Origin of the sequence: Devosia salina (genome assembly GCF_019504385.1) — a bacterium.
Lineage (GTDB): Bacteria > Pseudomonadota > Alphaproteobacteria > Rhizobiales > Devosiaceae > Devosia > Devosia salina.
Window position 1 is genome coordinate 1,403,143 of sequence record NZ_CP080590.1, and the last position, 25,015, is coordinate 1,428,157.

The following is a 25,015-nucleotide window of genomic DNA, read 5'->3' on the forward strand; positions in this document are numbered from 1 at the left end:
CAGATGCGAACTGAGAGAAATGGTACGCCCAAGGGGAATCGAACCCCTGTTTACGCCGTGAGAGGGCGTCGTCCTGACCGCTAGACGATGGGCGCACGGTCATCGCTTTAACCTCGCCCGACGCTTGTGAACAAGCGGGGGAGGGTGGTACGCCCTAGGGGAATCGAACCCCTCTCTGCACCGTGAAAGGGTGCCGTCCTAACCGATAGACGAAGGGCGCATCAGCGCGATGGGCGTCGTATACTGGGGCGCTTTTGATTGTGCAACCCCGTTTGCATTGAACGCGTGCGGTTTTTTTCGGCGCCCTGAGTTTTCAACAGCCCGAGAACGTCACTGGACGCCGATAGCCCCGGGGACGGTCGCGAACATCGACATGGATGAAGTTGCGCTCCGGATAACAGCCCAGCCCGCCGACCCCGTCCATCTGCATGGCGAAGGCGATCAGTTGCTCCTTGGGCACGCCGGGAATGTAGAAATCGGCGGCCATGCACTTGGTGTGGTAGGAGTTGTCGGCGCCGCCCACGGACGCGTTGTGGAAAGCATTGCGATAGCCGGAATTCATGACCACCCGCTTGCCAAAACGGCCCTCGAACTCCCAGATCACGAAGCGCAGCTTTGGCGAGATGCACAGCGCATTGACATTGTTCGAGCTGACATAGGTGCCCCAGTCCTGCTTGAGGCCGGAATAGCCCGGCCCGCTGCCGCTGGCGAACATGGCCATGGGCAGGCAGCCGGCCAGCATCAGGGCGGAAACGACGACAAGGGCGAGGGAGCGAAAGAGGCGATGCATGGCGACCTTCCCGTGGCGTGTCGCGCTTTGGCAACAGGCAATGGGTTTTGGGGTTCGGTCGCTAAAATTAGAGCGGTTTCGCTAACCTGCCGCTAAGCAGCAGGGTTAGCGAAACCTTAAATTTGTCAGCGGGTTACCAGGAGCCGGTATTGGGCATGGACGCCCAGGGTTCCTGCGGGGGCAAGGTCCCGTCCTGGATCAGCTCGACTGAGATTCCGTCCGGGGAGCGCACGAAGGCCATGTGGCCGTCGCGCGGCGGCCGGTTGATGACGACACCCATATCCGACAGGTGTTGGCAGAGCGCGTAGATGTCCTTCACCCGATAGGCGAGATGGCCGAAATTGCGGCCGCCCGAATAGGTTTCGGGATCCCAATTGTAGGTCAGTTCAACCTCGCCGCCCTCATCGCCCGGCGCCCGCAGGAAGATGAGCGTGAAACGGCCTTTTTCGTTGTCGGTGCGGCGCACCTCTTCCAGTCCCAGCCCTTCGCAGTAAAACCGGAGGCTCTCCTCGACATTGGTGACGCGCACCATGGTGTGCAGATACTTCAATTCTGTCTCCTCTGGCTAAGTTCGCGCATGGCCTAACAAGCCCGGCGCCTGCCCGCAACAATGGTGCGAGAGGGCTGTCAACAAAATCGCAAGACCTTCTTAACTTTTGCCGTTGAATCGGCCAGACTGATTTGGTCTTGTGAGGAGTACCCGCATGCGGCGGGCGAGTGAAAAGGCGTTTCGATTATGGGGGCTAAGGGCAACGGTGACGACGGCGATTCCGTCGATCTGACGGCGTCGGGAGGCAGTCTGCGCGATGACAGCGCGCAGGGTGGCTTGCAGCCGACCGCCGATACGATCGAAGTCGTCGGCAGCATCAAATGGTTCGATGCCGGCAAGGGCTTCGGATTCATCGTCCCCGACAATGGCATGGCCGACGTGCTCCTGCACGTGACCTGCCTGCGCCGTGACGGCTACCAGACCGCCTATGAAGGGGCTCGCATCGTCGTCGAGGCTCTCAATCGTCCCGGCGGCCTGCAGGCCTTCCGTGTCATCTCCATGGATGAATCCACGGCCCGTCATCCTTCGCAAATGCCGGCACCGCGCACCCATGTCGTGGTCGAGCCGACCTCGGGCATGGTCCGCCTCGAGGTGAAGTGGTTCAATCGCATTCGCGGGTTTGGTTTCCTGTCCGCCGGCGAGGGGACGCCCGACGTTTTCGTGCACATGGAAACACTGCGCCGCTTCGGCATTACCGAGCTGCGGCCCGGCCAGTTCGTGCTGGTGCGTTACGGCCAGGGCCCAAAAGGCCTCATGGTCGCCGAAATTCGCCCTGATGGTTGGGGCGATGCTCCCTCGTCGCACTGAAAGTCGGCCGTCAATGTCCGTTCATCGCTGGCCTCGCCCGGTCCTGTCGCGCACCGCACGATCGGGGCTGGCCGCCCTCGCATTGGTTGTCAGCCTGCCCCTGGCGGCGTGCAGCGACGAGTCCAGCCTCACCATTCACACGGCCCAGGGTGACCACCGGTTCACCGTGGAAGTGGTGGACACCCCCGAGGGCCGCGCCAAGGGGTTGATGTACGTCCAGGAACTGGCAGACGACGCTGGCATGTTGTTCGATTTCCAGGAGGAGCGCGCCGTCTCGTTCTGGATGCGCAATACCTATATTCCGCTCGACATGCTGTTCATCGAGGCCGATGGGACCATCCTGAACATCCACGCCAATGCGCGGCCCCACGATACGACTTCGATCCCGTCTACGGGCCCGGTTCAGTTCGTGCTCGAGATTCCAGGGGGACGCTCAGCCGAACTCGGCATCGAGGCCGGCGATCAGGTTGAGCACGCGCGGATCAAAGCCGCGCAATGACCATGCAGTCGATCACCGCCCAGAGGTGAAGGCTGGCGCCTGCCACCACGAAGACGTGCCACAGGGCGTTCTGGAATTTCAGCTTCTCCCACAGGTGGAAGACGATGCCGGCCGAATAGGTTATGCCGCCAGCCAGCAGCAGCCAGAGGGTCGAGGGCGGCAATGCCTGCCCAAGCGACTGGAACACCAGGACGCCGCTCCATCCAATTGCCAGATAGAGGATGATGGCCACCCGTCCGAAACGTTCTGGGACGATCAGCTTGAGTGCGACGCCCACAAGCGAGGCGCCCCAGACAAAGCTCATCATCACCACGCCGGCCGACGTGCCGCCAATCACGGCGAGAAAGGGCGTGTAAGACCCGGCGATGAAAAGGAAAATGGCGGCCTGGTCGAGCCGGGCCAAGTAGTGCTTGACCGGCGAGGCCGGCCACAGATTGAACGCCAGCGAAATCCCGAGCACCACCACGAGGGTCGCGACATAGACCATCAGCGCCGGGAATGCCTCTGGGGCGGTATGCAGCAGGGCCAGCGCCAGGAGGATCGAGCCAGCGGCAATGGCGACCACCAAGCCAAGGATATGCACCGCGGCATCAACGATGAGCTCGGCCGTCGAATAGGGGCGGCGTTCGCGATGCGGATTGCTCTCCAGGGATGCTGCGGTGCTACTCATCATTCATCCTCCTTGCCGCTATCGTGTGGCGGGGATGTGACCAATACCTTTCCGGCCGGTGACATTTGCCGTCAGCGTAAAGCGGGGATCAAGTTTTCTGGTGAACAAGCCATTGCCGCACATCGTTGCCGCTTGACGGGTAACTCTGGCGTTACTTTAAGCGCAGTCATGACGCGCAAATCCAAGCCCCCCATCGCCATCTACTCAGCCCTGGCCGACGCCACGCGCTGTCGCATCATCGATATCCTTCTGGCCGGCCCAATCCCGGTCCACAAGCTGGCCGATGCCTTCGCCATCAGCCGGCCGGCGATCTCCCGTCATCTGCGGGTGCTCAAGACCGCCGGGCTCGTCGCCGAGGTCAAGAAGGGGCGCGAAAACCTCTATGCCCTGCGGCCGGCCAAGCTCGGGAGCGCCATGGCCTGGATAGCCTCGATCACTGCGCCGCCTGTCGCGGCTTCCGGCGAGGCCGGTGCGCCGCTCGATCCGCCCGCCATGGAGAAGTCCGAGCAGGTGGCGACCGCACCTATTCTGGTGAAGGCTCCACGCATCCGTCGCAAGCCGGTTGAGGCCGTAGAGGTGGCACCGAGTTCGGAACCATCCCCGCCGGCAGTTGACGTCAAACCGGAAAAGCCGGCGCGCGCCGTCCGGCCAGAGCCCGCCGCCAGCCAGATGGGCTTTGATTTCTAGTTGCTAGAGCAGCGGCGCGGGTAGGGGATCGATCAGCGACGGCTCGATGCCCTCCGGCGCAAAGACGGTTTGCACCGCGCGTTCAAAATCGGCGGCAGACCACATGATCTGGGCGGGCGACAGACGGGCTTCCACGGCCCCGAGCGCCGCTCTGGCACCCAGCGCGAAGGGGCGAACGGCCTGGCCGATGACCTGCGAAGCGGCTTGCGCCGCGGCGATGTCCTTGCGCTGGTCGCCGACATACCAGATGACGTCCGTCCGCCGCAGCTCCCGGCCGATTCCATGAAGGGCCGTGATGATCGAATCGGGCCAGGGTTTGCCGCGCGCCACGTCCTCGCGAAATACCGCTGCACTGAAATACTTCCGGAGGTCGAAGGTCTCGAGCACATCGTGGCCATAGCCGCGGCCCAGCCCGTTGCTGACAACGCCCAGGGTAACGCCCTCGGCGCGCAGGCGCTCAAGCACGCACCGCATCGTCTCGCAAGGCTCCAGCATCTGGTCGACACTCTTGCGGCGGACCTTGTGGATCGCCTTGTGCACCAGCAGTTTGGGCGCGCGCTGTGCGGCACTGCGACTGCGCCGCGCCAGCCGGAACCGCGCCACCAGGCGGCCGCCGCGATGCGAGCAGTCGTCCAGGAATTCCAGCATCTGCAGCACGCGTGGATTGACGTGATGCACCAATGTTCCGTCGAGATCGAAGAGCACGACAGTCGGTCGGTTTGCAGTGTCAGCCAGTGGTCCAGCCCCCGTTTGTTCGAACAAACTGACCCAATTCGCCTGCCGGTACAAGCCTTGCAGCTCCCGCCGGCCCTGGCTCGTGCAGTCTCACCCGCGTACCATCGGTTGGCCGGCGCTGGTTCTCATGGGGGAGGGGTGGCGATCCCGACAGGATTCGAACCTGTGACCAACAGCTTAGAAGGCTGCTGCTCTATCCAGCTGAGCTACGGGACCGAACGGCGCCTGTTTACCCCATTTTGGCCCCAACGCCATACCCCGTATGGCGATCAGGCCTCGGCGTCCTTGGGTGGACGGCCGGTACTTTCGCGCACGATAAGCTCGGAATTGAGGACGATTCGCAGCTGCCCCCGCTCTGGATCCACGTCTTCGAGCAGGTCGATCAAGGCTTCCGCAGCCATGCGCCCGAGCATTTCGCGCGGTTGGCGCATTGTCGTCAGTGGCGGCGTGTAATGCGCGGCAAACCCCAGATCGTCGAAGCCGACCAGCGAGATGTCCCGGGGGCATTCGATGCCGTGCTGGCGCAGGCCGGACAGGAAACCGATGGCCGATTCGTCATTGGCCGCGAAAATGGCGGTGGGCCGCTCCTGCATCGAAACGAGATGCGCCGCAGCCGCAAAGCCGCTTTCCATTTCGAAATTGCCCCGCAGCAGCCAGTTCTGGCGCAGGGGTATCTCGGCCTCCTGCAGCGCCTTGCGAAAGCCCGCCAGCCGATCTCGTGCCACCACGTTGTTTTCAGGCCCCAGAAGGTGCCCGATCCGGCGGTGCCCAAGATCGATCAGGTGGCGGGTCGCCCGTTCGGCGGCCTGCACATTGTCCGTCAGCACCGTGTGAAACCCGGAATTGGGAATGTCCTCGCAGGCCACCACCAGCGGCACTGAATAGGGTGCGGTCGCCAGGGCCTGCAACGCCGACACCTCGAGCGAACCATCGAGCAGCAACAATCCGTCTGCCCGATTGGACAACATATAGTCCTGAAGCCGTTGCGCCGGGGCGCGGGCGAGAAACAGGTTCGCCACCAGCACGCCATAGCCACGATTGGTGGCCTCGCGCTCGATGGCCTCAAGGATCGAGGAGAAGAAGGGATTGCGGATATCGGGCAGCGCCACCAGGATGGTGCGGGCGGTCCGCTGGCGCAGCGATCGTGCCGCCTGATTGAGAGTGTAACCGGTTACACGGATCGCGTCGGCGACACGCGCACGGGTGCCCTCGCTGACCCTGTCGGGGTTCGACAGGGCGCGGCTGACGGTGGCAGTTGATACCTTCGCGAAACGCGCAACGTCTTGAATCGTCGGCGTTTTTCTGACCTCTGTCATCGCTGGCAGCGCCCCCTCAAGCTGTCAGTAACCCGATTGGTCTAAATCGATCTTGACATCTCCGCAAGGCTTGTATGAAACTCCTGAAATCGATTGCACAACCAGTTTGGAACATGTAGTGCAATCGATTACACACGGTCGTGGGTTGTTCTATAGGAGGAGCAGCCATGCGACTGGTGCATCACTGGGGCGCTAGCTCCTCGTGTTCGTTGGGAGGACAACCTATGAAAAAGTTTGCAGTGGTTGCCGCTATGGCAACCGCTTTTCTCGGCTCCACGTCTGTTCATGCAGCTGACCTGGAAGTGACTCACTGGTGGACGTCGGCCGGTGAAGCCGCCGCCGTCGCCGAGTTTGCCCGCGTGTTCGAAGAAGAAACCGGCAATACCTGGGTGGATAGCGCCCTTTCCGGTTCGGGCACTGGTGCCAATCCGGTGATCATCAGCCGCATCATCGGCGGTGACCCGATGGGTGCCACCCAGATGAACACCGGCCGTGACGCCGAGGAACTCATCCAGGCTGGCCTGATGCGCGACCTGACCGATGTGGTCGCCGACATGGATATCGACAGCTTCTATGTCGACCAGGCGCTGCTCGAGCCCTGCCGCTATGAGGGTGGCCTCTATTGTCTGCCGGTCAACATCCACTCGTGGGACTGGCTGTGGCTCTCCACCAAGGCCTATGAGAAGATCGGTCAGCCCGTGCCGACCAACTGGGACGAGTATGTGGCCTCCTGGCCGGCTCTCCAGGAAGCTGGCATCCTGCCCTTCGGTCTGGCGACCGGTTGGCCGATTTCCGGCGTCCCGGGCGTGTTGATGTCCGGCATCGGTGGTTCGGACCTCGTCCTTGCCATCAACCGTGACAAGAGCGCCGACGCTGTTCGTGGTCCGGAATTCCGCAAGGTTGCCGAAGCCATGGATTCGCTCCGTCAGGTGATATCGCCGGACATGATGGTCCCGTCCTTCGGTGACGTGGGCAATCAGCTCCTGACCGGCGAAGCCGCTGGTAACATCCACGGCGACTGGCTCCAGGGCGACTTGCAGGTTGCCGGTGGTGTCCCGGGCGAAGACTATGAATGTCTGCCGGCCTTGGGCATGGGTGACCAGCTCACTGGTGGTGGTGACTCGTTCTACTTCCCGGTCCTGCCTGAAGGCACCGACCCGGCTGTGATCGAAGCCCAGACCCAGCTCGCTCGCATCCTGATCTCGCCGGAAGCCCAGCTCGCCTTCAACCTGAAGAAGGGCTCGATGCCGATCCGTACCGACATCGACCTGAGCCAGGCCAACCCCTGCATGCAGAAGGCCCTCAAGCTGCTCGACAACGGCCTGCTGCCCTCGGGTGACTTCGCGCTCTCCAGCGACACCCAGCAGCAGCTGCAGGATCTGAACATCGAGTTCCTCGATGACGACAGCATCACTGTTGACGACTACATCGAGCGCTATGCCTCGATCATCGAACAGGCGGACTAATCCTCCGCCGGTTCGGGTGAGACCTGGTTCTCATCAATGAAAGCTGTGGTCGGCCTTGATCGACAAGGTCGACCACTTCCTTATGGAGAGACATGTAATGGCGGACACAGCCGTTCACTCTGGGGAGGGCGCAGGAAGTCCTGCTCGGCCCGGTATCCTCAAAAAGACCTTCCTGCACAATCTGCCCGCCAAGATCGCGGCCCTGCCGATGATGGCAACAGTGCTGATCGTGTTCATCGGATGTACGATCTGGACAATCTACTACTCGTTCACCAACTCCAAGCTCCTGCCGACCGGCAAGTTCATTGGGTTTGAACAATACGAACGACTGTTCTCGACCTCCCGCTGGAATGTCTCGGTTACCAACCTGATTTCGTATGGCGCCATGTCCCTGGTGCTGACGCTGTCGCTCGGTTTCCTCTTGGCTGTGCTGATGGACCAGAAGATTCGCTTTGAAAGCGCCTTCCGCACCATCATGCTCTATCCATTCGCTCTCAGCTTCATCGTGACCGGCCTGGTCTGGCAGTGGATCATGAATCCGACCCTGGGCTTGCAGACCGCGATCCGCAATCTGGGCTGGGAAAACTTCACCTTCGACTGGATTGCCAATCCGCGCATGGTGCTGTTCGCGCTGCTGATTGCCGGTCTCTGGCAGGGCGTGGGCTTCTGCATGGTGCTCATGCTTGCCGGCCTGCGCGGTGTGGATGAGGAAATCTGGAAGGCCGCCCGTGTCGACGGCATTCCGACCTGGCGCACCTATATCTCGGTCGTTCTTCCCATGATGCGCGGCGTGCTTGTCACTGCCGTGGTGCTCATCGGGTCGGGCATTGTCCGCCTCTATGACCTCGTGGTGGCGCTCACCAATGGCGGTCCGGGCATTTCCTCCGAAGTGCCGGCCAAGTACGTCTTCAATTACATGTTCTCGGGTGGCAATATCGGCCAGGGCCTGGCTGCAGCAACCATGATGCTGCTGACAGTGCTGATCATCATGGTGCCGTGGGCCTATCTCGAATTTGGTGGAAAGGGTCGCCGCTGATGAGCCAGACCGCAACCATGGCCGGCTCCGCGCCTGCCCAAGGGTCCCAAGTCGGCACCGAGCCGCGCGGCCCGCGTCCCAAGCCGTTCTTCACCCCGCAGAAGATCATCATCTATTCGATCCTGGTGTTCTTCACGCTGTACTTCCTGTTTCCGCTCTACATCATGGTCGTCACGTCCATGAAGACGATGCCGGAAATCCGGTTCGGCAACATCTTCGCCTTTCCCAGCCAGATCAATTTCGATGCCTGGGTCAGGGCCTGGACCAGTGCCTGTACCGGCCTGACCTGCGAAGGCCTGTCGCCCGGCTTCTGGAACTCGGTCAAGATCACCATTCCCTCCACGATCGTGTCGATCTTCATCGCCGCCGTAAACGGCTATGCTCTGGTCAACTGGCGCTTCAAGGGGTCGGAAGTCTTCTTTGCCATCCTCATCTTCGGCTCGTTCATCCCTTACCAGGTGATGCTCTATCCGCTCGTGATGATCACCCGCGAACTGCGAATCTTTGGCACCCTGCAGGCCGTCATTCTCATCCACACCATCTTCGGCATGCCGATCCTCACGCTGCTGTTCCGCAACTACTTCGCCTCGCTGCCGCAGGAACTGTTCAAGGCGGCTCGCGTGGACGGGGCAGGGTTCTGGCGCATCTTCTTCGAGATCATGCTGCCCATGTCGCTGCCGATCTTCGTGGTGGCGCTCATCCTGCAGGTGACTGGCATCTGGAATGACTTCCTGTTCGGCGTGGTCTTTGCAGGCACGCAGAACTATCCGATGACCGTCCAGCTCAACAACATCGTCAACTCGGCTCAGGGCACGCCCGAATACAACGTCAACATGGCCGCAACCGTGCTGACCGGGCTGGTACCGCTGATCATCTACTTTGTGTCCGGCAAGCTGTTCGTACGCGGCGTCGCCGCCGGCGCCGTGAAGGGATAAATCCGATGCAACCAAGTGTTTCCATCAAAGACCTCTCGCTCAACTTTGGCAGCGTCAAGGTTCTTGAACGCCTCAATCTCGATATCGCCCAGGGCGAGTTCATCGTCCTGCTCGGGCCTTCGGGTTGCGGCAAGTCGACCCTTCTGAACTGCATTGCCGGCCTGCTGGACGTTTCCGACGGCCAGATCTTCATCAACGGCAAGAACGTCACCTGGGAAGAGCCCAAGGACCGCGGCATCGGCATGGTGTTCCAGTCCTACGCGCTCTATCCGCAGATGAGCGTCGAACGGAACCTGTCTTTTGGCCTCCGCGTTTCGGGGATGCCCAAGGCAGAGATCGACAAGCGCGTGAAGCGTGCAGCCGAAATCCTGCAGATCGAGCCCTTGCTGCAGCGCAAGCCGGCCAACCTCTCGGGCGGCCAGCGCCAGCGCGTCGCCATCGGTCGCGCCCTGGTGCGCGACGTGGACGTGTTCCTGTTCGACGAGCCGCTGTCCAACCTCGATGCCAAGCTCCGCTCGGACCTGCGCGTCGAGATCAAGCGCCTGCACCAGCGCCTCAAGAACACCATGATCTACGTGACCCACGACCAGATCGAGGCTCTGACGCTGGCCGACCGCATCGCCATCATGAAGAATGGTGTCATCCAGCAGCTGGCCGATCCGCACACCATCTACAACAAGCCGGTCAACCTTTATGTGGCTGGCTTCATCGGCTCGCCTTCGATGAACTTCATCGAAGGCACGCTCGACGGCACCACCTTCACGGCCAATGACGGCACCGCCATCCCGGTCGGTTCCTATGAATATGTGGCGCCGCGGTCGGGCGCGACCAAGGCCATCCTGGGCGTTCGCCCCGAGCACATCTTCATCGGCGAAGCGGCCGAAGGCATGCCCTTCCGGACCGAAGCGGAGATCGAGATTGTGGAACCGATGGGGTCCGAGACCCTGGCCTGGACCACTGTTGCCGGCGTGTCGGTGACGTTCCGCTGCAGCAGCGACATCGAGATCAGGTCCGGTGACAAGGTCACGCTGGGCTTCGACATCGCCCGCGGGTCCATGTTCGACTTGGGCACCGAAGAACGGCTCTAGCTGACCCCGACGCGTTGAGGGACGGCGCCCAAGGGCGCTGTTCCGACATCTCACACTATTCGCATTACTTTTGCGGCAGTCGATCTGTCCGGGCGCGGCGACGCCAGCCCCTGGCCAGGCTATCACCCGGTCCGACGCGACACCGCATTCCAGTTTCCTAGACGAGGCCAATCATGGACTTTTCGTACCAGCTCTACAGCGCACGCAACGAGGCGTCTCTGGACGACACCCTCAAGACCCTGGCGGGCCTGGGCTACACCCAGGTCGAAGGGTGGGGCGGTCAGTTCGCCGACCCTGCCGCCCTGGCGCAGAGCCTTAAGAACGCCGGCCTGACCATGCCGACCGCCCATATGGGCTATGGCCAGCTCGAGGACACCGATGCCGCCCTGCGCATCGTCGAAACCGTCGGCATTCAGACGGTCTTCTGCCCCGCGCCGCCCTCCGAGGCGTTCCGCACCGGCGGCGGCAATTGGCAGGAGTTCGCCGAAGGTCTTGCTCGTATCGCCGCTGCCTTCAAGGCCGCCGGCAAGGGCTTTGGCTATCACAACCACCACTGGGAGTTCGGCAAGGACGCCAACGGCAAGACGCCGATGGAGCTGATCCTGGATGCTTCCCCCGACACCCAGTGGGAAATGGACCTTGCCTGGGTCGTCCGCGCCAACGAAGACCCGATCTTCTGGATGGAAAAGCTCGGCAATCGCATTACGGCCGTTCACGTCAAGGATATCGCCCCTGCCGGCGAAAAGACCGACGAGGATGGCTGGGCCGATGTTGGCACCGGTACCCTGGATTGGCCGAATTACATCAAAGAGATCAAGGCCAAGACCAAGGCACGCTATTTCGTTGCCGAGCATGACAAGCCGAGCGACGCCATTCGCTTTGCCCGCAATGCTGCAGCCGCACTCAAGGGCTACGGAGTCTGACAATGGCCAAGACCTATGGCGTCGGCATCATGGGTGCCGGCAATATTTCTGCCGCCTATCTCCGGCTCGCGCCGCTGTTCAAGGGTCTCGAAGTGCGGGCGGTGGCGGATATCCGCCCCGAAGCCGCCAAGCTGCGCGCCGAGGAATTCGGCGTCGCCGCCCAGACGCCCGATGAACTGCTCAAGAACAGCGAGCTCGATGTCATCGTCAATCTGACGATCCCCTCGACGCATTATCAGGTGTCGATGGACATCGTCTCGGCCGGCAAGCACTCCTATTCGGAAAAGCCCTTTGTGCTCTCCGTCGAAGAAGGCCTCGCCCTCAAGAAAGCTGCGGACGAGCGTGGCCTTAAGGTCGGCTCGGCTCCGGACACGTTCCTTGGTGGTGCACACCAGCAGGCGCGCGAGATCATCGACTCGGGCAAGCTGGGCAAGATCATGAGCGGCACCACTCATGTGATGAGCCGCGGCATGGAGCACTGGCATCCAAATCCAGACTTCTTCTTCCAGCCCGGCGGCGGCCCGATCCTCGATCTCGGCCCATATTACATCACCGATCTGGTGCACCTGCTCGGCCCGGTGAAGCGCCTCTCGGCCTTCACCAACATGGCCCGGACCGAACGCATCGTCAGTGCCGAAGGCCCCTATAAGGGCAGCGTCATCAAGGTCGGTACCCCGACGACCATCCATGGCGTGCTCGAATTCCACTCGGGCGCCATCGTCACCATCGGCGCCAGCTGGGACGTGGCCGCGCATGGCCACCACAATATCGAGCTCTATGGCACCGACGGATCGATCTTCGTGCCCGATCCGAACTTCTTCGGCGGTGACCTGGTCACGACCGGCATCGAAGGTATCCGCACGCCGGTATCGCCGTGGGACCACCCGTTCGGCAAGCCGAACCAGGACCTCGACAAGGACAATCCGCGCGCCAATTATCGCTGTGCCGGCCTTGCAGACATGATGCTCTCGATCGAGAGCGGCCAGACGGCCCGCTGCGGCCTGGATGTGGCGCTGCATGTCGTCGAAGTCATGACCGGGCTGCTCAAGGCGGGCGAGACCGGCCAGGTGCTGACGCTCACCACGACCTGCGAGCGTCCTCGCGCCCTCGGTATCGACGAGGCCAGGGCTCTGCTGCGGGCCTGACGAACGTACATCATTGACAGGCGATATTGGCCGGTCAAGATTATCGTCTGACATGTCAGGGCGGCGAGTGATCGCCGCCCCTCACATATGCGGGAACGCAACCCGCAAACTGACAAGACTGGGAATGCCCCGGCTATGCGGTGCTCGGGGCGGCAAGAGGAGAGACCCCATGGCCACCACGATCAAAGGCCCCGCTATTTTTCTGGCGCAGTTTGCCGGCGACAAGGCGCCCTTCGACAATCTCGACAATATCTGCAAATGGGCTGCAGGCCTGGGTTACAAGGGCGTGCAGATCCCGACCTGGGTGTCCAGCTTCATCGATCTGGAGAAGGCCGCGAATTCAAAGGCTTATGCCGACGAGATCAAGGGCGTGGTGAATTCCCACGGTCTCGAGATCACCGAACTGTCGACGCATTTGCAGGGCCAGCTGGTCGCCGTCCATCCCGCCTATGATACGGCCTTCGATGGCTTTGCGCCGGCTTCCGTCCATGGCAATCCCAAGGCCCGCCAGGAATGGGCTGTCCAGACCATGATGAACGCCGCCAAGGCTTCGCAGAATCTCGGCCTCAATGCGCATGCGACCTTTTCGGGCGCGCTGGCCTGGCCCTATCTCTATCCCTGGCCACAGCGCCCCGCCGGGCTGGTCGAAGAGGCCTTCGACGAGTTGGCCCGCCGCTGGACGCCGATCCTCAACGCCTTCGACGAGGCGGGCGTCGACGTCTGCTACGAAATTCACCCCGGCGAAGACCTGCATGATGGCGTCTCCTACGAGATGTTCCTCGATCGCGTGAAGAACCATCCGCGCGCCAATCTGCTCTATGATCCGAGCCACTTCGTGCTGCAGCAGCTCGATTATCTCGACTACATCGACATCTACAAGGATCGCATCAAGGCCTTCCACGTGAAGGACGCCGAGTTCAATCCGACGGGTCGTCAGGGCGTTTATGGCGGCTTCCAGAGCTGGGTGAACCGGGCAGGGCGCTTCCGTTCCATCGGCGACGGCCAGGTGGACTTCCCGGCGATCTTTGCCAAGATGGCCGCCAATGATTTCCAGGGTTGGGCCGTGCTCGAATGGGAGTGCGCCCTCAAGCATCCGGAGGATGGCGCGCGCGAGGGTGCCGAGCTGATCCAGAGCTACATCATCCGTGTCACCGAAAAGGCCTTTGACGATTTCGCCAGTGGCGGCACCGACAAGGCAGCCAATCGCAAGATGCTGGGTCTGTCGTAACATCGGAAATCAGCTGCGTCGTCATTGCCCCGCCTGATCGGGCATTCTATGGACCACCCGGTCGGACCGGGTGGTCCCGACGCGGAAGACATCGCGGAACAGGGAGAGAAAAATGGCTGAGAACGGCGCAAAGCGCATTCGCCTGGGCATGGTCGGCGGCGGCACGGGAGCCTTTATCGGCTATGTGCACCGCGTCGCGGCCCGCATCGATGGTGACTACGAACTGGTAGCGGGCGCCCTGTCGTCGCGGCCGGAAGTGGCCAGGGAGTCCGGTCGGAACCTGGGCCTCGCCGACGATCGCATCTACACCTCCTATGAGGAGATGGCCAAGGCCGAAGCCGCCCGCCCGGATGGCATTCAGGCGGTCTCGATCGTGACGCCCAACCATATGCATTTCGGGCCCACCAAGGCCTTTCTCGAGGCGGGTATTCACGTGATCTGCGACAAGCCGATCACCTCCACCCTGGAAGACGCGCGCAAGCTGGCAGAAATTAAGCCGGCCAAGGGCGCGAAATTCCTGCTCACCCACAACTATACCGGCTATCCCCTTATCCGTCAGGCCCGCGAACTGGTCGCCTCCGGCGCCCTGGGCAAGATTCGGGTCGTCCAGGCCGAGTATGCGCAGGACTGGCTTACCGAGGCCGCCGATGAAGGCAATAAGCAGGCAGCCTGGCGCACCGATCCGGCCCGCTCCGGCGCCGGCGGCTGCATCGGCGATATCGGCACCCATGCCTATAACCTCGCCCGCTTCGTCACCGGCCTTAGGACCGAGGCCGTCTCGGCCGATCTCACGGCCTTCGTTCCGGGCCGCCAGCTCGACGACAATGTCCACATCATGCTGCGCTTCGAGGGTGGAGCCAAGGGCATGCTCTGGGCCAGCCAGGTTGCCGTGGGCAAGGAAAATGGCCTGCAGCTGCGCGTCTATGGCGACAAGGGCGGGCTCGAATGGAGCCAGGAAAATCCGAACTACATGTGGTTCACCGAGTTCGGCAAGCCGCGCCAGTTGATCACCCGTGGCGGATCGATTTCCGTGCCGCCTGCGGCATCCATGAATGTCCGCATTCCCGCTGGACACCCCGAAGGCTATCTCGAAGCCTTCGCCACGCTGTACAGCCAGTTTGCCGCCGTGATCCGGGGCGAGGGTGCAGACTACGAAAGCCTGCTGCCGACGATGGCCGATGGCATCGAGGGGATGCAGTTCATCACCGCTTCGGTCAAGTCCAGCCAGAATGACAGCAAGTGGACCCGCTTCGCTGACGTTTGAGCACTGACCGGGATTTCACGGCCGGCGGCGCAAGCTGCCGGCCTGCTACTGAACGCGGTTGCTGATATAGCCGCGCGTTTCGAGCAGTCTGACCACGCTGCTCGTGCCCGTCAGATGAGCGGCGCCCACAACGATCAGCGCGTTTTCATTGCGCTCCAGCATGGCGTCGATCTGATCCACCCAATTGGCGTTGCGCAGGTCGATAAGCCGGTCGACCATGCCCTGGTCGAAGTCCCCCATCTGCTCGGTAAACAGCGCACCCAATTCCTCGGGTTGACCGGCCGCCCAGGCATTGACCAGGGCGTCGAGATCCGTCTGCATCGCGCCGAGCGTGTCCAGCGTGGCCTCGAGCATGCCGATCTGCTCCTCGAGACTCCCGCCCGCCAGAAAGTCGAGCTGCTGCTCGGGCGTCTCGAGATATGCCTGCCGGCCACCCGGAACCTGGGCGGAAATCACTGCTTCGACACCCAGCGCCGCTTCATAGCCGGAATCCAGCATCGGGCCGGACGATAGCGTCATGGCCGCCATCCAGGGGCGCATGGTCAGGAGTGCGGCCATGGGGATTCCATAGCTTTCGGCAGCCTCGCGCACCCGATCGGTCAATTCGGGGCCGATGACATCGCTCAGCAATTGGCCGTCCTTGTTGAAGCCGACTTCGAAGGTCAGGGCGGTGATTCTCACTTGTGCTTCCGCGCTGAGATCGGTCTCGAAATAGACTCTGTCGGCCTTGTCGATTGCCTTGTCCAGCGTCGTGCTGCGCCAGTTCGTTTCCGGACTGAGCAGGTGCACGGACCCGAAGAGCCAGACGGAACTGTCGGCGTCACGCACCTGCCAAAGGGCCGGGGCAGCCATGCAGGCGATCGCGGAAAGCGTCCACGCCAACGCGCCCAGGGCCAGACGAGATTTCATGGATGTGGCTCCGATCGGTTCGAGCCAAACCTAGCGCAGAAAAACAAAGCGCCGCAATCTCTTGCGGCGCTTGATGGAATCTATTCGAGAGCTCGATCTCAGTGCGTCCAGGGCGTCTTGCGATCCGAGCGGAAATTGTCCGGATAGCTGACCCGCTTGGGGGTCGGCTCATGCGCCGGCTGCACCGAATAGGGGATGCCGTTGCGCTGTGCATAGGCCTCGGCTTCTTCCAGGGTCGCGAAGGACAGCCTGATCTGCTGTGCCATGTCGGAACTGCTGGTATAGCCCATCAGCGGATCGATGCTGCGGGGCGCCGTCGCCTCATGCACCAGCACCCATTGCTTGGACTTGCCTTTGCCGGACTGCATGGCATTGCGGGCGGGGCGATAGATGCGGGCAGTCATGCAAAGTCCTCAACACGATGCACAGCATCGGACCGAAAAGTGCAACGCGGTTTTCGGGCGATCCGATGCGCCAGGAATATCGATGCGATTGGTCGGAGTACAAAGATTCGAACTTTGGACCCCCGGTTCCCAAAACCGGTGCTCTACCAGGCTGAGCTACACTCCGAAATCGCGCCTTTCCGTTAGCCTGTTCAGCGGCAAAGGGCAAGGCCACTTGCAGCTTTGCCAACGACTTGACGAGCGCGAGGCAGACGGAGGACAAGACTGCCATGTTCGATCTCCAAAAGCCGTGGCCGCTTGGCCTTGATCGCCGGTCGTGGCCGCTCTTCCTGGTTTCGATCCTCGTCATACTGGCCCTGTTGGCCATGACTGACGTGGCGCTGTCCCGCGGAGCGATCGGCTGGCCGGACGCCTGGCGCGCGCCATTTTTCTTCATCACCGATTATGGCCTGTCCGATTGGGTGCTGATTCCCAGCCTCGTGCTGATGATATTGCTGCGCCTGGCCATGTTTCCCCTGCGCGGCGTCTGGCGCCAGGCCACCGGCGAACTGGCCCTCGTCATGACGTTCATCTTTCTGGGCGTTGGCGTGCCCGGGCTTCTGACCAATCTGCTCAAGCGGCTCGTCGGGCGCGGCCGCCCCACCGAATTCGACGTGTCGGGCGCCTTTTCCTTTCACAATCTCATCAACGATTGGACATTCCAGAGCTTTCCCAGCGGCCATTCGGCCACCGCGACCGCCATGGCCTTTGTCTTCGGCTTCCTCTGGCCGCCGCTGTTTCCGATTCTGCTTGTGGTTGGTGTCGTCGTCGCCCTGTCGCGCGTCCCCGTCGGCATGCACTATCCCACCGACGTCTTCGCCGGCGTCGTGGTGGGTATGCTGGGAGCCTATCTGGTGCGCAATGTGTTTGCCCGCCGGAACTGGCTGTTCGCACAACGGCCCGACGGCCGCATGGTGCTCAAGCCGCTTGCCGGCCTGCGTCAGCTGCTTCAGCGCGATCGGGCATAGCGGTCAAGGGCAGCCTGCAGGTCGGATTTGAGATCGTCGACACCTTCCAGCCCGATATGCAGTCGGAAGAGGTTGCCCGTCTCGCTCCAGGGCACCACCGTCCGGGCCTTGGATATGGTGACGGGCAGGCAGAGGCTCTCATAGCCGCCCCAGGAATAGCCCATGGTGAAAAGCTGCAGATGGTCGACAAAGGCCGCCACTGCAGCCCGGGGCGCCGGCTTGAGGACAAAGCCGAAAAGGCTGCCCGACCCGGTGAAGTCCCGCTTCCACAGCTCATGGTCCGGGTGGCTGGGCAGGGCAGGGTGGAGCACCGCAGTCACTTCGTCCTGCTGTTCCAGCCAGCGGGCGATTTCGAGCGCTCTGTGCTGGTGTTCCTGCATGCGGATGGCCAGTGTCCGAAGGCCGCGCGCCACCAGATAGGCGTCGTCCCCCGATGTGAAGAACCCCAAAAGCGTCCGCACGCGCTCGACATCGGCCCAGGCCGCCTCGGTGGCCGAAATGGTGCCGGCGAAGGCGTCCGAATGGCCCACGAACATCTTGGTTCCGGCATGCACGACGAGGTCGGCACCCAGCGCCAGCGGTTTGTGATAGAGTGGGCTTGCCCAGCTATTGTCCACGATCAGGCGGGCGCCGCCCTCATGGGCCGCGGCCGCCAGGGCGGGGATGTCCTGGATTTCGAAAGTCAGCGAGCCCGGGCTTTCGGCGAGGACCGCACGCGTATTGGGCAACATCACTTCTCTTAGCCCCGACCCGATCCGCGGATCATAGTAGCGAACGCTGACCCCCATGCGCTCGAGGAAGCCATCGGCGAACTTCCGGCCGGGCTCGTAGGCGCTGTCGGTGATCAGGACGTCGTCGCCGGCCTTGAGGCAGGACATCAGCGCTATGGTGATCGCCGCCAGGCCCGAGGGCACCAGCTTGGTGCGAAAGCCGCCTTCGAGCGCGTTCACCACCGATTCGACCGAGGCCGTCGTCGGGTTGCCAGCGCGCCCATAGAGATAGGGCTGGGCCTGCGCCTCGAGGTCGGCGAGCGTTTTGAACAACACTGTTGAGCCACGATAGACCGGCGTATTCACGAAGCCGAACTGATCGTCCGGGGTGCGCCCGGCATGCGTGAGCAACGTTTCCACTGAGTGAAAGGAGGGACTTTCCGGGGAATGGTCGGACATGATCGATAACTGCTCAAAAACGGTTCAGGTTCGGGCGCTTGGCTAAAAAAGAGACAGTCTCACTGCCTCATCGCGGCTTCTGCCCTTGACGTTGCGGACAATAGAAGGTTGCATGCTTAGCAGCATCCAAACCACCAGACAAAGGTGGTGGTGCTCTCGGGGTCGCGGGAAAATGGTCGGCTCCGAAACACAGGGTCAGGAAACAAAAGGCAAATAAATGCAAAAAGCGCTCGTATCGATCGCAATCGCGGCCTCGCTGGGCCTCGGCGCGACGGCAGCAAATGCGGCCATTCTCGACGACGTCAAGGCCAAGGGCTATGTGCAGTGCGGTGTTACCGGTGGTGTTCCGGGTTTCTCCGCTCCCGATTCCAACAATGTGTGGACCGGGCTTGAAGTGGACTATTGCCGCGCACTTGCTGCAGCCATCTTCAAGGACGCCGACGCCGTCCGTTACACCTCGCTGACCAGCCAGGAGCGTTTCACCGCTCTGTCCGCCGGCGAAATCGACGTCCTTTCGCGCACCACTACCTGGACCATGAGCCGTGACACGCAGCTGGGCATCAGCTTCGTCGGCACCATGTTCTATGACGGCCAGGGCTTCATGGTCCGCAAGGAAGATGGCATCGAATCCGCGCTCGACCTGAGCGGCGCCGCCATCTGTATCGAATCCGGCACCACCACCGAACTGAACGCTGCTGACTACTTTGCCGCCAACGGCATGGAGTTCAACACCGTTGTGTTCGTGGACCAGGACGAAGTCGTGAAGGCCTATGAAGACGGCCGTTGCGACGTCTACACCACTGACTCCTCGGCCCTGGCTGCTGAACGTTCCAAGTTCGCCAATCCGGCCGACCACGTCATCCTGCCCGAAATCATCTCCAAGGAACCCCTTGGCCCGGTGGTTCGCGCTGGCGATACCCAGTGGTTCAACATCGCCCGCTGGACCTATTTCGCGCTTCTCGAAGCTGAAGAACTCGGCGTGACCTCGGCCAATGTCGACGAGATGCTCGGTTCCGATAACCCCGCCATCAAGCGCCTGCTCGGTGTTGAAGGCGAATTCGGCGCGCCGCTCGGCATCGACAATGACTGGGCCTACCAGATCATCAAGCTGGTCGGTAACTATGCCGAATCCTATGAGCGCAATGTCGGCCCGGATACGCCGATCGGCCTCGAACGTGGTTTGAATGCCCTGTGGAAAGACGGCGGCATCCAGTACGCCCCGCCGATCCGCTAAGCTGATCAAATTGGTCGGGCGCTCCCTTGTGGGGCGCCCGACTGTTTGCTCCGTCGACTGTCACGCCAATGGGTGTGCAGATGACGCGTTGCGGCCGAGGGACAGCCACACATGACAACAATTGACACGGGGCGGAGACTCGCCCCAAGGGCCAGCTTTTTCAACGATCCGGTGATCCGCGGGATCATCTACCAGATCGTTGTGGCCGTGCTGCTGGTCAGCTTCATTTTCTGGATCATCGGAAATACGGCGGCCAATCTCGCAGCCCAGAACAAGACGACCGGTTTCGACTTCCTCTGGAGGACGGCCGGTTTTGATATCAGCTTCTCACTCCTGCCATGGTCTCGCGCCTCCTATTACTGGGAAGCCTTCCTGGTCGGCATCCTCAACACCCTGCTGGTGGCCGTTATCGGCATCTTCTTTGCCACGCTGCTCGGCTTCACCATCGGCATTGCGCGCCTGAGCACCAATTTCATCGTGTCCCGTCTCGCCACGGTCTATGTTGAGCTCATCCGCAATATCCCGCTGCTGCTCCAGCTGTTCTTCTGGTACTTCGCGGTTCTCAAGGCGATGCCAGCTGTGCGCGATTCAATCGCCCTGCCATTTGACTCCTTCATCAACCAGCGCGGCGTCATGGTGCCCAAGCCCATACCCGACGAGCAGTTCGCGATCGTCTGGCTTGGGTTGCTGATCGCAATTCTGGGCGTGTTCGCCCTGCGTCACTGGGCCCGCAAGCGGCTCGAGGCGACCGGTCAGCGCTTTCCGGTCTTTCTGACTTCGGTTGCCATTCTGGTTGGCATTCCGGCGCTGTTCTTCGTCGTCAGCGGCGCCAGCGTCTCTTTCGAAGTGCCCGAATTGCAGCGCTTCAACTTCAAGGGTGGCCTGCAATTGCCACCGGAATTTGTGGCACTCGCCTTCGGCCTGACGATCTATACGGCCTCTTTCATCGCCGAAACGGTGCGCGCCGGTATCCTCTCGGTCAACAGGGGCCAGACCGAGGCGGCACAGTCGCTCGGTCTCAAGGAGGGCGACCGGCTGCGCCTGGTCATCGTTCCGCAGGCCATGCGGGTGATCGTCCCCCCCTTGACCAGCCAGTACCTGAACCTGACGAAGAACTCCTCGCTCGGCGCGGCCATCGGCTATCCCGAGCTTGTCAACGTCTTCTCCGGCACGGCGCTGAACCAGACAGGGCGGGCAATCGAATGTATCGCCATGACCATGGCCGTCTATCTGACGCTATCGCTTCTGACGTCAGCGATCATGAACTGGTACAATGGCCGCGTGCGGCTGGTGGAACGGTAGGAGCGTGCGATGACTGATATCAGCTTCGTTCGATCTGAAATGGTCGACAGCCGCCCGGCGCCCAACCGCACGACCGGTGCAGTGGCCTGGCTGCAGAAGAACCTCTTTGCCACGCCAGTGGACACGCTCCTGACGGTGCTTGGTCTGCTCTTCCTGCTCTGGGTTGTGCCACCGCTGTTCAATTTCATCATTGGACACGCCGTGTTTCCTGGGGGAACGGTGGAGCAGTGCCGGGATCCGAACGCGGGCGCGTGTTGGGCCTATATCTCGGCGGAGATGGAGTTCTTCATCTACGGATTCTACGACATTCCCGAGCAGTGGCGGCCAAACATCGTCTTCGCGCTGGGAGCCCTGCTGTTCATCCCCCTGCTGATCCCGCAGGCGCCCTTCAAGCGAGCCAATGCGCTTCTGCTGCTGATCGCCTACCCGATCGTCAGCTATTATCTGCTCGCTGGCGGCGTGTTCGGCCTCAAGGTGATCCATACCGAAAAATGGGGTGGCCTCCTGGTCACGCTCATTCTCTCGGTGATCGGCATTACGCTCTCTTTCCCATTGGGAATTGTGCTGGCGCTGGGTCGCCAGTCCAAGATGCCGGTGATCAGGACGCTTTGTATCTCGTTCATCGAACTGGTGCGTGCGGTGCCGCTGATCACCGTGCTCTTCATGGCCTCGATCATGCTGCCGCTGTTCATGCCGCAGGGCACGACGGTGGACAAATTCCTTCGCGCTCTGGTCGGCGTCACCCTGTTCACCTCCGCCTATATGGCCGAAGTGGTGCGCGGTGGCCTTCAGGCCATTCCCCGGGGGCAATATGAGGCGGCGGCGTCGCTGGGCCTGAGCTACTGGAAGCAGATGTACTTCATCATCCTGCCCCAGGCGCTCAAGCACGTGATTCCGGGCATCGTGAACAGTGCCATTGCGCTCTTCAAGGATACGTCCCTCGTCTACATCGTCGGCATGAAGGACCTGCTAGAGGCGGTCAAGACCAAGAACGACTCCGCCCTTGAGTGGCAGTCGGCCAACACGGCGACCACCGGCTATCTCTTTGCGGCCATGGTCTTCTGGGTCTTCTGTTTCGGCATGTCGCGTTACTCCATATTCATGGAGCACCGTCTCCATACCGGCCACAAGAGGTAGCCAAAATGTCTCATGTTACCCAGACCGCCGAAGAGCGGAAGATCGACACCAGCCATATGAAGGTGTCTGACACCGATGTGGCTATCGAAGTGATCGGCATGCACAAGTGGTATGGCGACTTCCACGTCCTGCGCGATATCAACCTCAAGGTGATGGGGGGCGAGCGCATCGTCATCGCCGGCCCGTCGGGGTCAGGCAAATCGACCCTGATCCGCTGCATCAATCGCCTTGAGGAGCACCAGGAAGGCCAGATCATCGTCAACGGCACCGAACTGACGGCAGACCTCAAGCGCATTGATGAGGTGCGTCGCGAGGTGGGCATGGTGTTCCAGCACTTCAACCTGTTCCCGCATCTGACCATCCTGCAGAACCTGACGCTGGCGCCCATCTGGGTGCGTGGCACGCCCAAGGCGGAAGCCGAGGCGACGGCCATGCATTACCTGGAACGCGTCAAGATTCCGGAACAGGCCAACAAGTTCCCGGGGCAGCTTTCGGGCGGCCAGCAGCAGCGCGTGGCGATTGCCCGTTCGCTTTGCATGCAGCCCAAGATCATGTTGTTCGACGAACCCACCTCCGCGCTCGACCCGGAAATGGTCAAGGAAGTGCTCGAGGTCATGATCAGCCTGGCCGAAGACGGCATGACCATGATCTGCGTCACCCACGAAATGGGCTTCGCCCGCCAGGTCGCGAACCGCGTGATCTTCATGGATCAGGGGCAGATCATCGAGCAGAACGAGCCCGAGGCCTTCTTCTCCAATCCGCAGCACGAGCGCACCAAGCTGTTCCTCAGCCAGATCCTTCACTAGCGCCGGCGTGGCCGCAGGCCACGCCGCTCCGGCGGAGCGGTGACGTGGCCTGGCCGAAGGACCTGAAACATGGGGGTCAAGCCGGACTGCGGCTTGACCCCCATTTCGCGCCTGCCAATATGGGGCAGGGGGAACTGGAAGCCGTTCTGTTGATCAAGCTGCTCAAGTCATTGCTGTTTCTGGCTGCGATGCTGTGTGCTCTGGCCACACAGCAGGCGGCTGCGCAGACGCTGGACACGGTTCGCGAGCGTGGTTTCCTGATTTGTGGGGCCAGCAATCCACTTGCGGGCTTTTCCCAGCAGGACCTGGATGGACGCTGGTCCGGTTTCGACGTGGACCTTTGCCGGGCGCTGGCGGCGGCCGTGTTCGGCAATCCCGACCTCATCGAATTTCGTTCCTATCGTGGCGAAGCCCGTTTCGCGCCGCTGCAGACCGGTGCTGTCGATGTGTTGATGCGCAACGGCGCCTGGACCACGGGACGCGACATCCGCTATGGCGCCCGCTACGTGACGCCGGCATTTTTTGACGGCCAGGCATTTCTTGTGCCGCAGTCGATGGGCGTGGTCTCGGCCTATGAGCTCGACGATGTCACCATCTGCGTGACCGATAGCAATGGCGAGCCCGAGGCACTCGACGAGTTCTTCTTCTCCAACCAGACGCGCTTTCGTCCCGTTGTCTATGAAGACATTGCCGACCTTGCCACCGCCTATCGGGCGGGCCTCTGCCAGGCCATTTCGGCCTCGGGCCGGCAATTGCAGGCCATCCGCCGCGAACTGCCGGAGCCGAACCTTCATCGCATCCTGCCGGAGCGCATCTCCAAGGAGGTGCTGGGACCGGTTGTGCGCAATGGTGACGACCAGTGGTTCAAGATCGTCCGCTGGACCATATTTGCACTGATCAATGCCGAAGAAGTCGGCGTCACCGGCCTCAACATCGATTCCCTGTCTGCCGCCCGGACGCCAGCCGTACGACGCATTCTGGGCATAGAGGGAGATTTCGGCACCGCGCTCGGCTTGCGCCCCACCTTCATGGCCGACGCGATCCGGGCCGTTGGCAACTACTCCGAGCTCTATGACCGCCATTTCGGCCCGCAGACGGGCGCGGCCATGCTGCGTGGCCAGAACGCGCTCTGGGGCAATGGCGGTCTGCTCTACGCTCCCCCGGTGCGCTGAGGGACCCTAGGCCCGGGTCAGGCAAAAAGCAGGCTGACCCTGCGGTTCTGCTTGCCCTTCTTTTCGATCTTGCCCAGCGCAAGGCGCCCGATCTCGGCTGTCCCGGCAACATGCGTGCCGCCGCAGGGCTGCAGATCGACATCACCGATGCGCACCAGCCGGACCCGACCCTGGCCCATGGGCGGCTTGACCTTCATGGTCTTGATGAGATCCGCCTGGGCCTCCATCTCCGCGTCAGTGATCCATTCGGTCGTCACCAGATGGTCGGCCTCGACCATGGTGTTGAGCGCCGCTTCCAGGGCCGCCAAATCCTCGGGGACCTCAGGCATGTCGAAATCGAGCCTGCCCTTGTCCTCGCCAATGGACCCACCGGTCACCGGGAAGGGAAACACCACCGACAACAGGTGCAGGGCCGTGTGCATGCGCATCAGGCGATGGCGACGGTCCCAATCGATATCCACGCGCACCGCCTCGCCAATCTCGGGCAGATTGGCGCCCTCGGCCGGAACATGGACGATCTGCGCCTTGTCACCATCGGGATGCACGGCCGTTGCAATCGTAATAACGCTACCGTCGGCCCGCACCATTTGCCCGCTGTCACCGGGTTGTCCGCCCGACGTCGCATAAAACACCGTTCGATCCAGCACGATGCCGCCTGAGGTCGTGATTGCCGTCACATTGGCACTGGCCGATTGGAGATAAGCGTCGTCGCGAAACAGGAATTCAGTCATCAATT

General features: G+C 61.9%; 26 protein-coding genes and 4 tRNA genes. 17 read left to right on the top strand and 13 right to left on the bottom strand.

Annotation, left to right across the window (positions count from 1 at the left end; translation table 11 throughout):
• Positions 1 to 20: 20 nt before the first annotated feature.
• The 4 genes from K1X15_RS06655 to K1X15_RS06670 form a co-directional block, all read right to left on the bottom strand.
• Positions 21 to 95, bottom strand: a tRNA-Glu gene (locus K1X15_RS06655).
• 50 nt (positions 96 to 145) lie between these two features.
• Positions 146 to 220, bottom strand: a tRNA-Glu gene (locus tag K1X15_RS06660).
• 93 nt (positions 221 to 313) lie between these two features.
• Positions 314 to 790: a YcbK family protein gene (locus K1X15_RS06665; protein ID WP_220306712.1), complete on the bottom strand. Its 477-nt coding sequence runs from the start codon at positions 788 to 790 to the stop codon at positions 314 to 316.
• 133 nt (positions 791 to 923) lie between these two features.
• Positions 924 to 1,340 (bottom strand): VOC family protein, encoded by a 417-nt coding sequence (locus K1X15_RS06670; protein WP_220306713.1) that lies wholly within the window; start codon positions 1,338 to 1,340, stop codon positions 924 to 926.
• A gap of 186 nt (positions 1,341 to 1,526) precedes the next feature.
• Between K1X15_RS06670 and K1X15_RS06675 the strand changes: the two genes are divergently transcribed.
• Complete coding sequence (locus K1X15_RS06675; protein WP_220306714.1) at positions 1,527 to 2,147, top strand: cold-shock protein; 621 nt, start codon at positions 1,527 to 1,529, stop codon at positions 2,145 to 2,147.
• 13 nt (positions 2,148 to 2,160) lie between these two features.
• A complete protein-coding gene (locus tag K1X15_RS06680; protein WP_220306715.1) occupies positions 2,161 to 2,646 on the top strand; it encodes a DUF192 domain-containing protein in 486 nt (161 codons plus the stop codon).
• On the opposite strand, the gene trhA is transcribed toward K1X15_RS06680, so the two are convergent.
• The gene (gene trhA / locus K1X15_RS06685; RefSeq protein ID WP_220306716.1) at positions 2,630 to 3,319 is read right to left on the bottom strand and encodes a PAQR family membrane homeostasis protein TrhA; all 690 of its coding nucleotides are present in this window, start codon (positions 3,317 to 3,319) and stop codon (positions 2,630 to 2,632) included. The two genes, K1X15_RS06680 and trhA, sit on opposite strands and share 17 nt — an antisense overlap.
• Positions 3,320 to 3,484: 165 nt before the next feature.
• Here trhA and K1X15_RS06690 point away from each other — a divergent pair, with 165 nt between their 5' ends.
• Complete coding sequence (locus K1X15_RS06690; RefSeq protein ID WP_220306717.1) at positions 3,485 to 4,003, top strand: ArsR/SmtB family transcription factor; 519 nt, start codon at positions 3,485 to 3,487, stop codon at positions 4,001 to 4,003.
• A 3-nt stretch (positions 4,004 to 4,006) separates the two neighbouring features.
• Here K1X15_RS06690 and K1X15_RS06695 read toward each other — a convergent pair whose 3' ends face one another.
• The 3 genes from K1X15_RS06695 to K1X15_RS06705 all read right to left on the bottom strand — a co-directional run bounded on the left by K1X15_RS06695 (position 4,007) and on the right by K1X15_RS06705 (position 6,054).
• Positions 4,007 to 4,708, bottom strand: a complete 702-nt coding sequence (locus K1X15_RS06695) for an HAD hydrolase-like protein (RefSeq protein ID WP_220306718.1) — start codon at positions 4,706 to 4,708, stop codon at positions 4,007 to 4,009.
• Positions 4,709 to 4,877: 169 nt separating this feature from the next.
• A tRNA-Arg gene (locus tag K1X15_RS06700) sits at positions 4,878 to 4,954 on the bottom strand.
• 53 nt (positions 4,955 to 5,007) lie between these two features.
• The gene (locus K1X15_RS06705) at positions 5,008 to 6,054 is read right to left on the bottom strand and encodes a LacI family DNA-binding transcriptional regulator (RefSeq protein ID WP_220306719.1); all 1,047 of its coding nucleotides are present in this window, start codon (positions 6,052 to 6,054) and stop codon (positions 5,008 to 5,010) included.
• A gap of 224 nt (positions 6,055 to 6,278) precedes the next feature.
• On the opposite strand from K1X15_RS06705, the gene K1X15_RS06710 reads away from it, so the two are divergent.
• From K1X15_RS06710 to K1X15_RS06745, 8 genes are all read left to right on the top strand, one after another.
• On the top strand, positions 6,279 to 7,520 hold the full coding sequence (locus K1X15_RS06710) for an ABC transporter substrate-binding protein (protein ID WP_220306720.1): 1,242 nt from the start codon (positions 6,279 to 6,281) through the stop codon (positions 7,518 to 7,520).
• Positions 7,521 to 7,617: 97 nt separating this feature from the next.
• Positions 7,618 to 8,556, top strand: a complete 939-nt coding sequence (locus K1X15_RS06715) for a carbohydrate ABC transporter permease (protein ID WP_220306721.1) — start codon at positions 7,618 to 7,620, stop codon at positions 8,554 to 8,556.
• Between the two features lie 17 nt (positions 8,557 to 8,573).
• A complete protein-coding gene (locus tag K1X15_RS06720) occupies positions 8,574 to 9,491 on the top strand; it encodes a carbohydrate ABC transporter permease (RefSeq protein WP_420828375.1) in 918 nt (305 codons plus the stop codon).
• Between the two features lie 5 nt (positions 9,492 to 9,496).
• The gene (locus K1X15_RS06725; RefSeq protein ID WP_220306723.1) at positions 9,497 to 10,579 is read left to right on the top strand and encodes an ABC transporter ATP-binding protein; all 1,083 of its coding nucleotides are present in this window, start codon (positions 9,497 to 9,499) and stop codon (positions 10,577 to 10,579) included.
• Between the two features lie 173 nt (positions 10,580 to 10,752).
• Positions 10,753 to 11,502, top strand: a complete 750-nt coding sequence (locus K1X15_RS06730; RefSeq protein ID WP_220306724.1) for a sugar phosphate isomerase/epimerase family protein — start codon at positions 10,753 to 10,755, stop codon at positions 11,500 to 11,502.
• A gap of 2 nt (positions 11,503 to 11,504) precedes the next feature.
• Positions 11,505 to 12,647: a Gfo/Idh/MocA family protein gene (locus tag K1X15_RS06735; protein ID WP_220306725.1), complete on the top strand. Its 1,143-nt coding sequence runs from the start codon at positions 11,505 to 11,507 to the stop codon at positions 12,645 to 12,647.
• Positions 12,648 to 12,816: 169 nt separating this feature from the next.
• Positions 12,817 to 13,875 (top strand): sugar phosphate isomerase/epimerase family protein, encoded by a 1,059-nt coding sequence (locus K1X15_RS06740; protein WP_220306726.1) that lies wholly within the window; start codon positions 12,817 to 12,819, stop codon positions 13,873 to 13,875.
• A 112-nt stretch (positions 13,876 to 13,987) separates the two neighbouring features.
• Complete coding sequence (locus K1X15_RS06745; RefSeq protein ID WP_220306727.1) at positions 13,988 to 15,139, top strand: Gfo/Idh/MocA family protein; 1,152 nt, start codon at positions 13,988 to 13,990, stop codon at positions 15,137 to 15,139.
• Positions 15,140 to 15,184: 45 nt separating this feature from the next.
• On the opposite strand, the gene K1X15_RS06750 is transcribed toward K1X15_RS06745, so the two are convergent.
• The 3 genes from K1X15_RS06750 to K1X15_RS06760 form a co-directional block, all read right to left on the bottom strand.
• Positions 15,185 to 16,048 carry a TraB/GumN family protein gene (locus K1X15_RS06750; RefSeq protein ID WP_220306728.1) on the bottom strand — a complete coding sequence of 288 codons (864 nt, stop codon included), beginning with the start codon at positions 16,046 to 16,048 and terminating at the stop codon, positions 15,185 to 15,187.
• A 98-nt stretch (positions 16,049 to 16,146) separates the two neighbouring features.
• Positions 16,147 to 16,452: an ETC complex I subunit gene (locus K1X15_RS06755; RefSeq protein ID WP_220306729.1), complete on the bottom strand. Its 306-nt coding sequence runs from the start codon at positions 16,450 to 16,452 to the stop codon at positions 16,147 to 16,149.
• An 89-nt stretch (positions 16,453 to 16,541) separates the two neighbouring features.
• A tRNA-Pro gene (locus tag K1X15_RS06760) sits at positions 16,542 to 16,618 on the bottom strand.
• A 103-nt stretch (positions 16,619 to 16,721) separates the two neighbouring features.
• On the opposite strand from K1X15_RS06760, the gene K1X15_RS06765 reads away from it, so the two are divergent.
• The gene (locus K1X15_RS06765; RefSeq protein ID WP_220306730.1) at positions 16,722 to 17,459 is read left to right on the top strand and encodes a phosphatase PAP2 family protein; all 738 of its coding nucleotides are present in this window, start codon (positions 16,722 to 16,724) and stop codon (positions 17,457 to 17,459) included.
• Here K1X15_RS06765 and metC read toward each other — a convergent pair.
• Positions 17,441 to 18,628 carry a cystathionine beta-lyase gene (gene metC, locus K1X15_RS06770; RefSeq protein WP_220306731.1) on the bottom strand — a complete coding sequence of 396 codons (1,188 nt, stop codon included), beginning with the start codon at positions 18,626 to 18,628 and terminating at the stop codon, positions 17,441 to 17,443. The two genes, K1X15_RS06765 and metC, sit on opposite strands and share 19 nt — an antisense overlap.
• 217 nt (positions 18,629 to 18,845) lie before the next feature.
• Here metC and K1X15_RS06775 point away from each other — a divergent pair, with 217 nt between their 5' ends.
• The 5 genes from K1X15_RS06775 (at position 18,846) to K1X15_RS06795 (ending at position 24,279) form a co-directional block, all read left to right on the top strand.
• Positions 18,846 to 19,862, top strand: coding sequence for an amino acid ABC transporter substrate-binding protein (locus K1X15_RS06775; RefSeq protein ID WP_220306732.1), 1,017 nt, complete (start codon positions 18,846 to 18,848; stop codon positions 19,860 to 19,862).
• A 111-nt stretch (positions 19,863 to 19,973) separates the two neighbouring features.
• Complete coding sequence (locus tag K1X15_RS06780) at positions 19,974 to 21,164, top strand: amino acid ABC transporter permease (RefSeq protein ID WP_220306733.1); 1,191 nt, start codon at positions 19,974 to 19,976, stop codon at positions 21,162 to 21,164.
• Between the two features lie 9 nt (positions 21,165 to 21,173).
• A complete protein-coding gene (locus K1X15_RS06785; protein ID WP_220306734.1) occupies positions 21,174 to 22,301 on the top strand; it encodes an amino acid ABC transporter permease in 1,128 nt (375 codons plus the stop codon).
• Positions 22,302 to 22,306: 5 nt separating this feature from the next.
• Entirely contained in the window at positions 22,307 to 23,107 is an 801-nt protein-coding gene (locus K1X15_RS06790; RefSeq protein WP_220306735.1) for an amino acid ABC transporter ATP-binding protein, read from the top strand.
• 44 nt (positions 23,108 to 23,151) lie between these two features.
• On the top strand, positions 23,152 to 24,279 hold the full coding sequence (locus K1X15_RS06795) for an amino acid ABC transporter substrate-binding protein (RefSeq protein ID WP_220306736.1): 1,128 nt from the start codon (positions 23,152 to 23,154) through the stop codon (positions 24,277 to 24,279).
• 17 nt (positions 24,280 to 24,296) lie between these two features.
• Here K1X15_RS06795 and K1X15_RS06800 read toward each other — a convergent pair whose 3' ends face one another.
• A complete protein-coding gene (locus K1X15_RS06800) occupies positions 24,297 to 25,010 on the bottom strand; it encodes an alanyl-tRNA editing protein (RefSeq protein WP_220306737.1) in 714 nt (237 codons plus the stop codon).
• Positions 25,011 to 25,015: the final 5 nt, after the last annotated feature.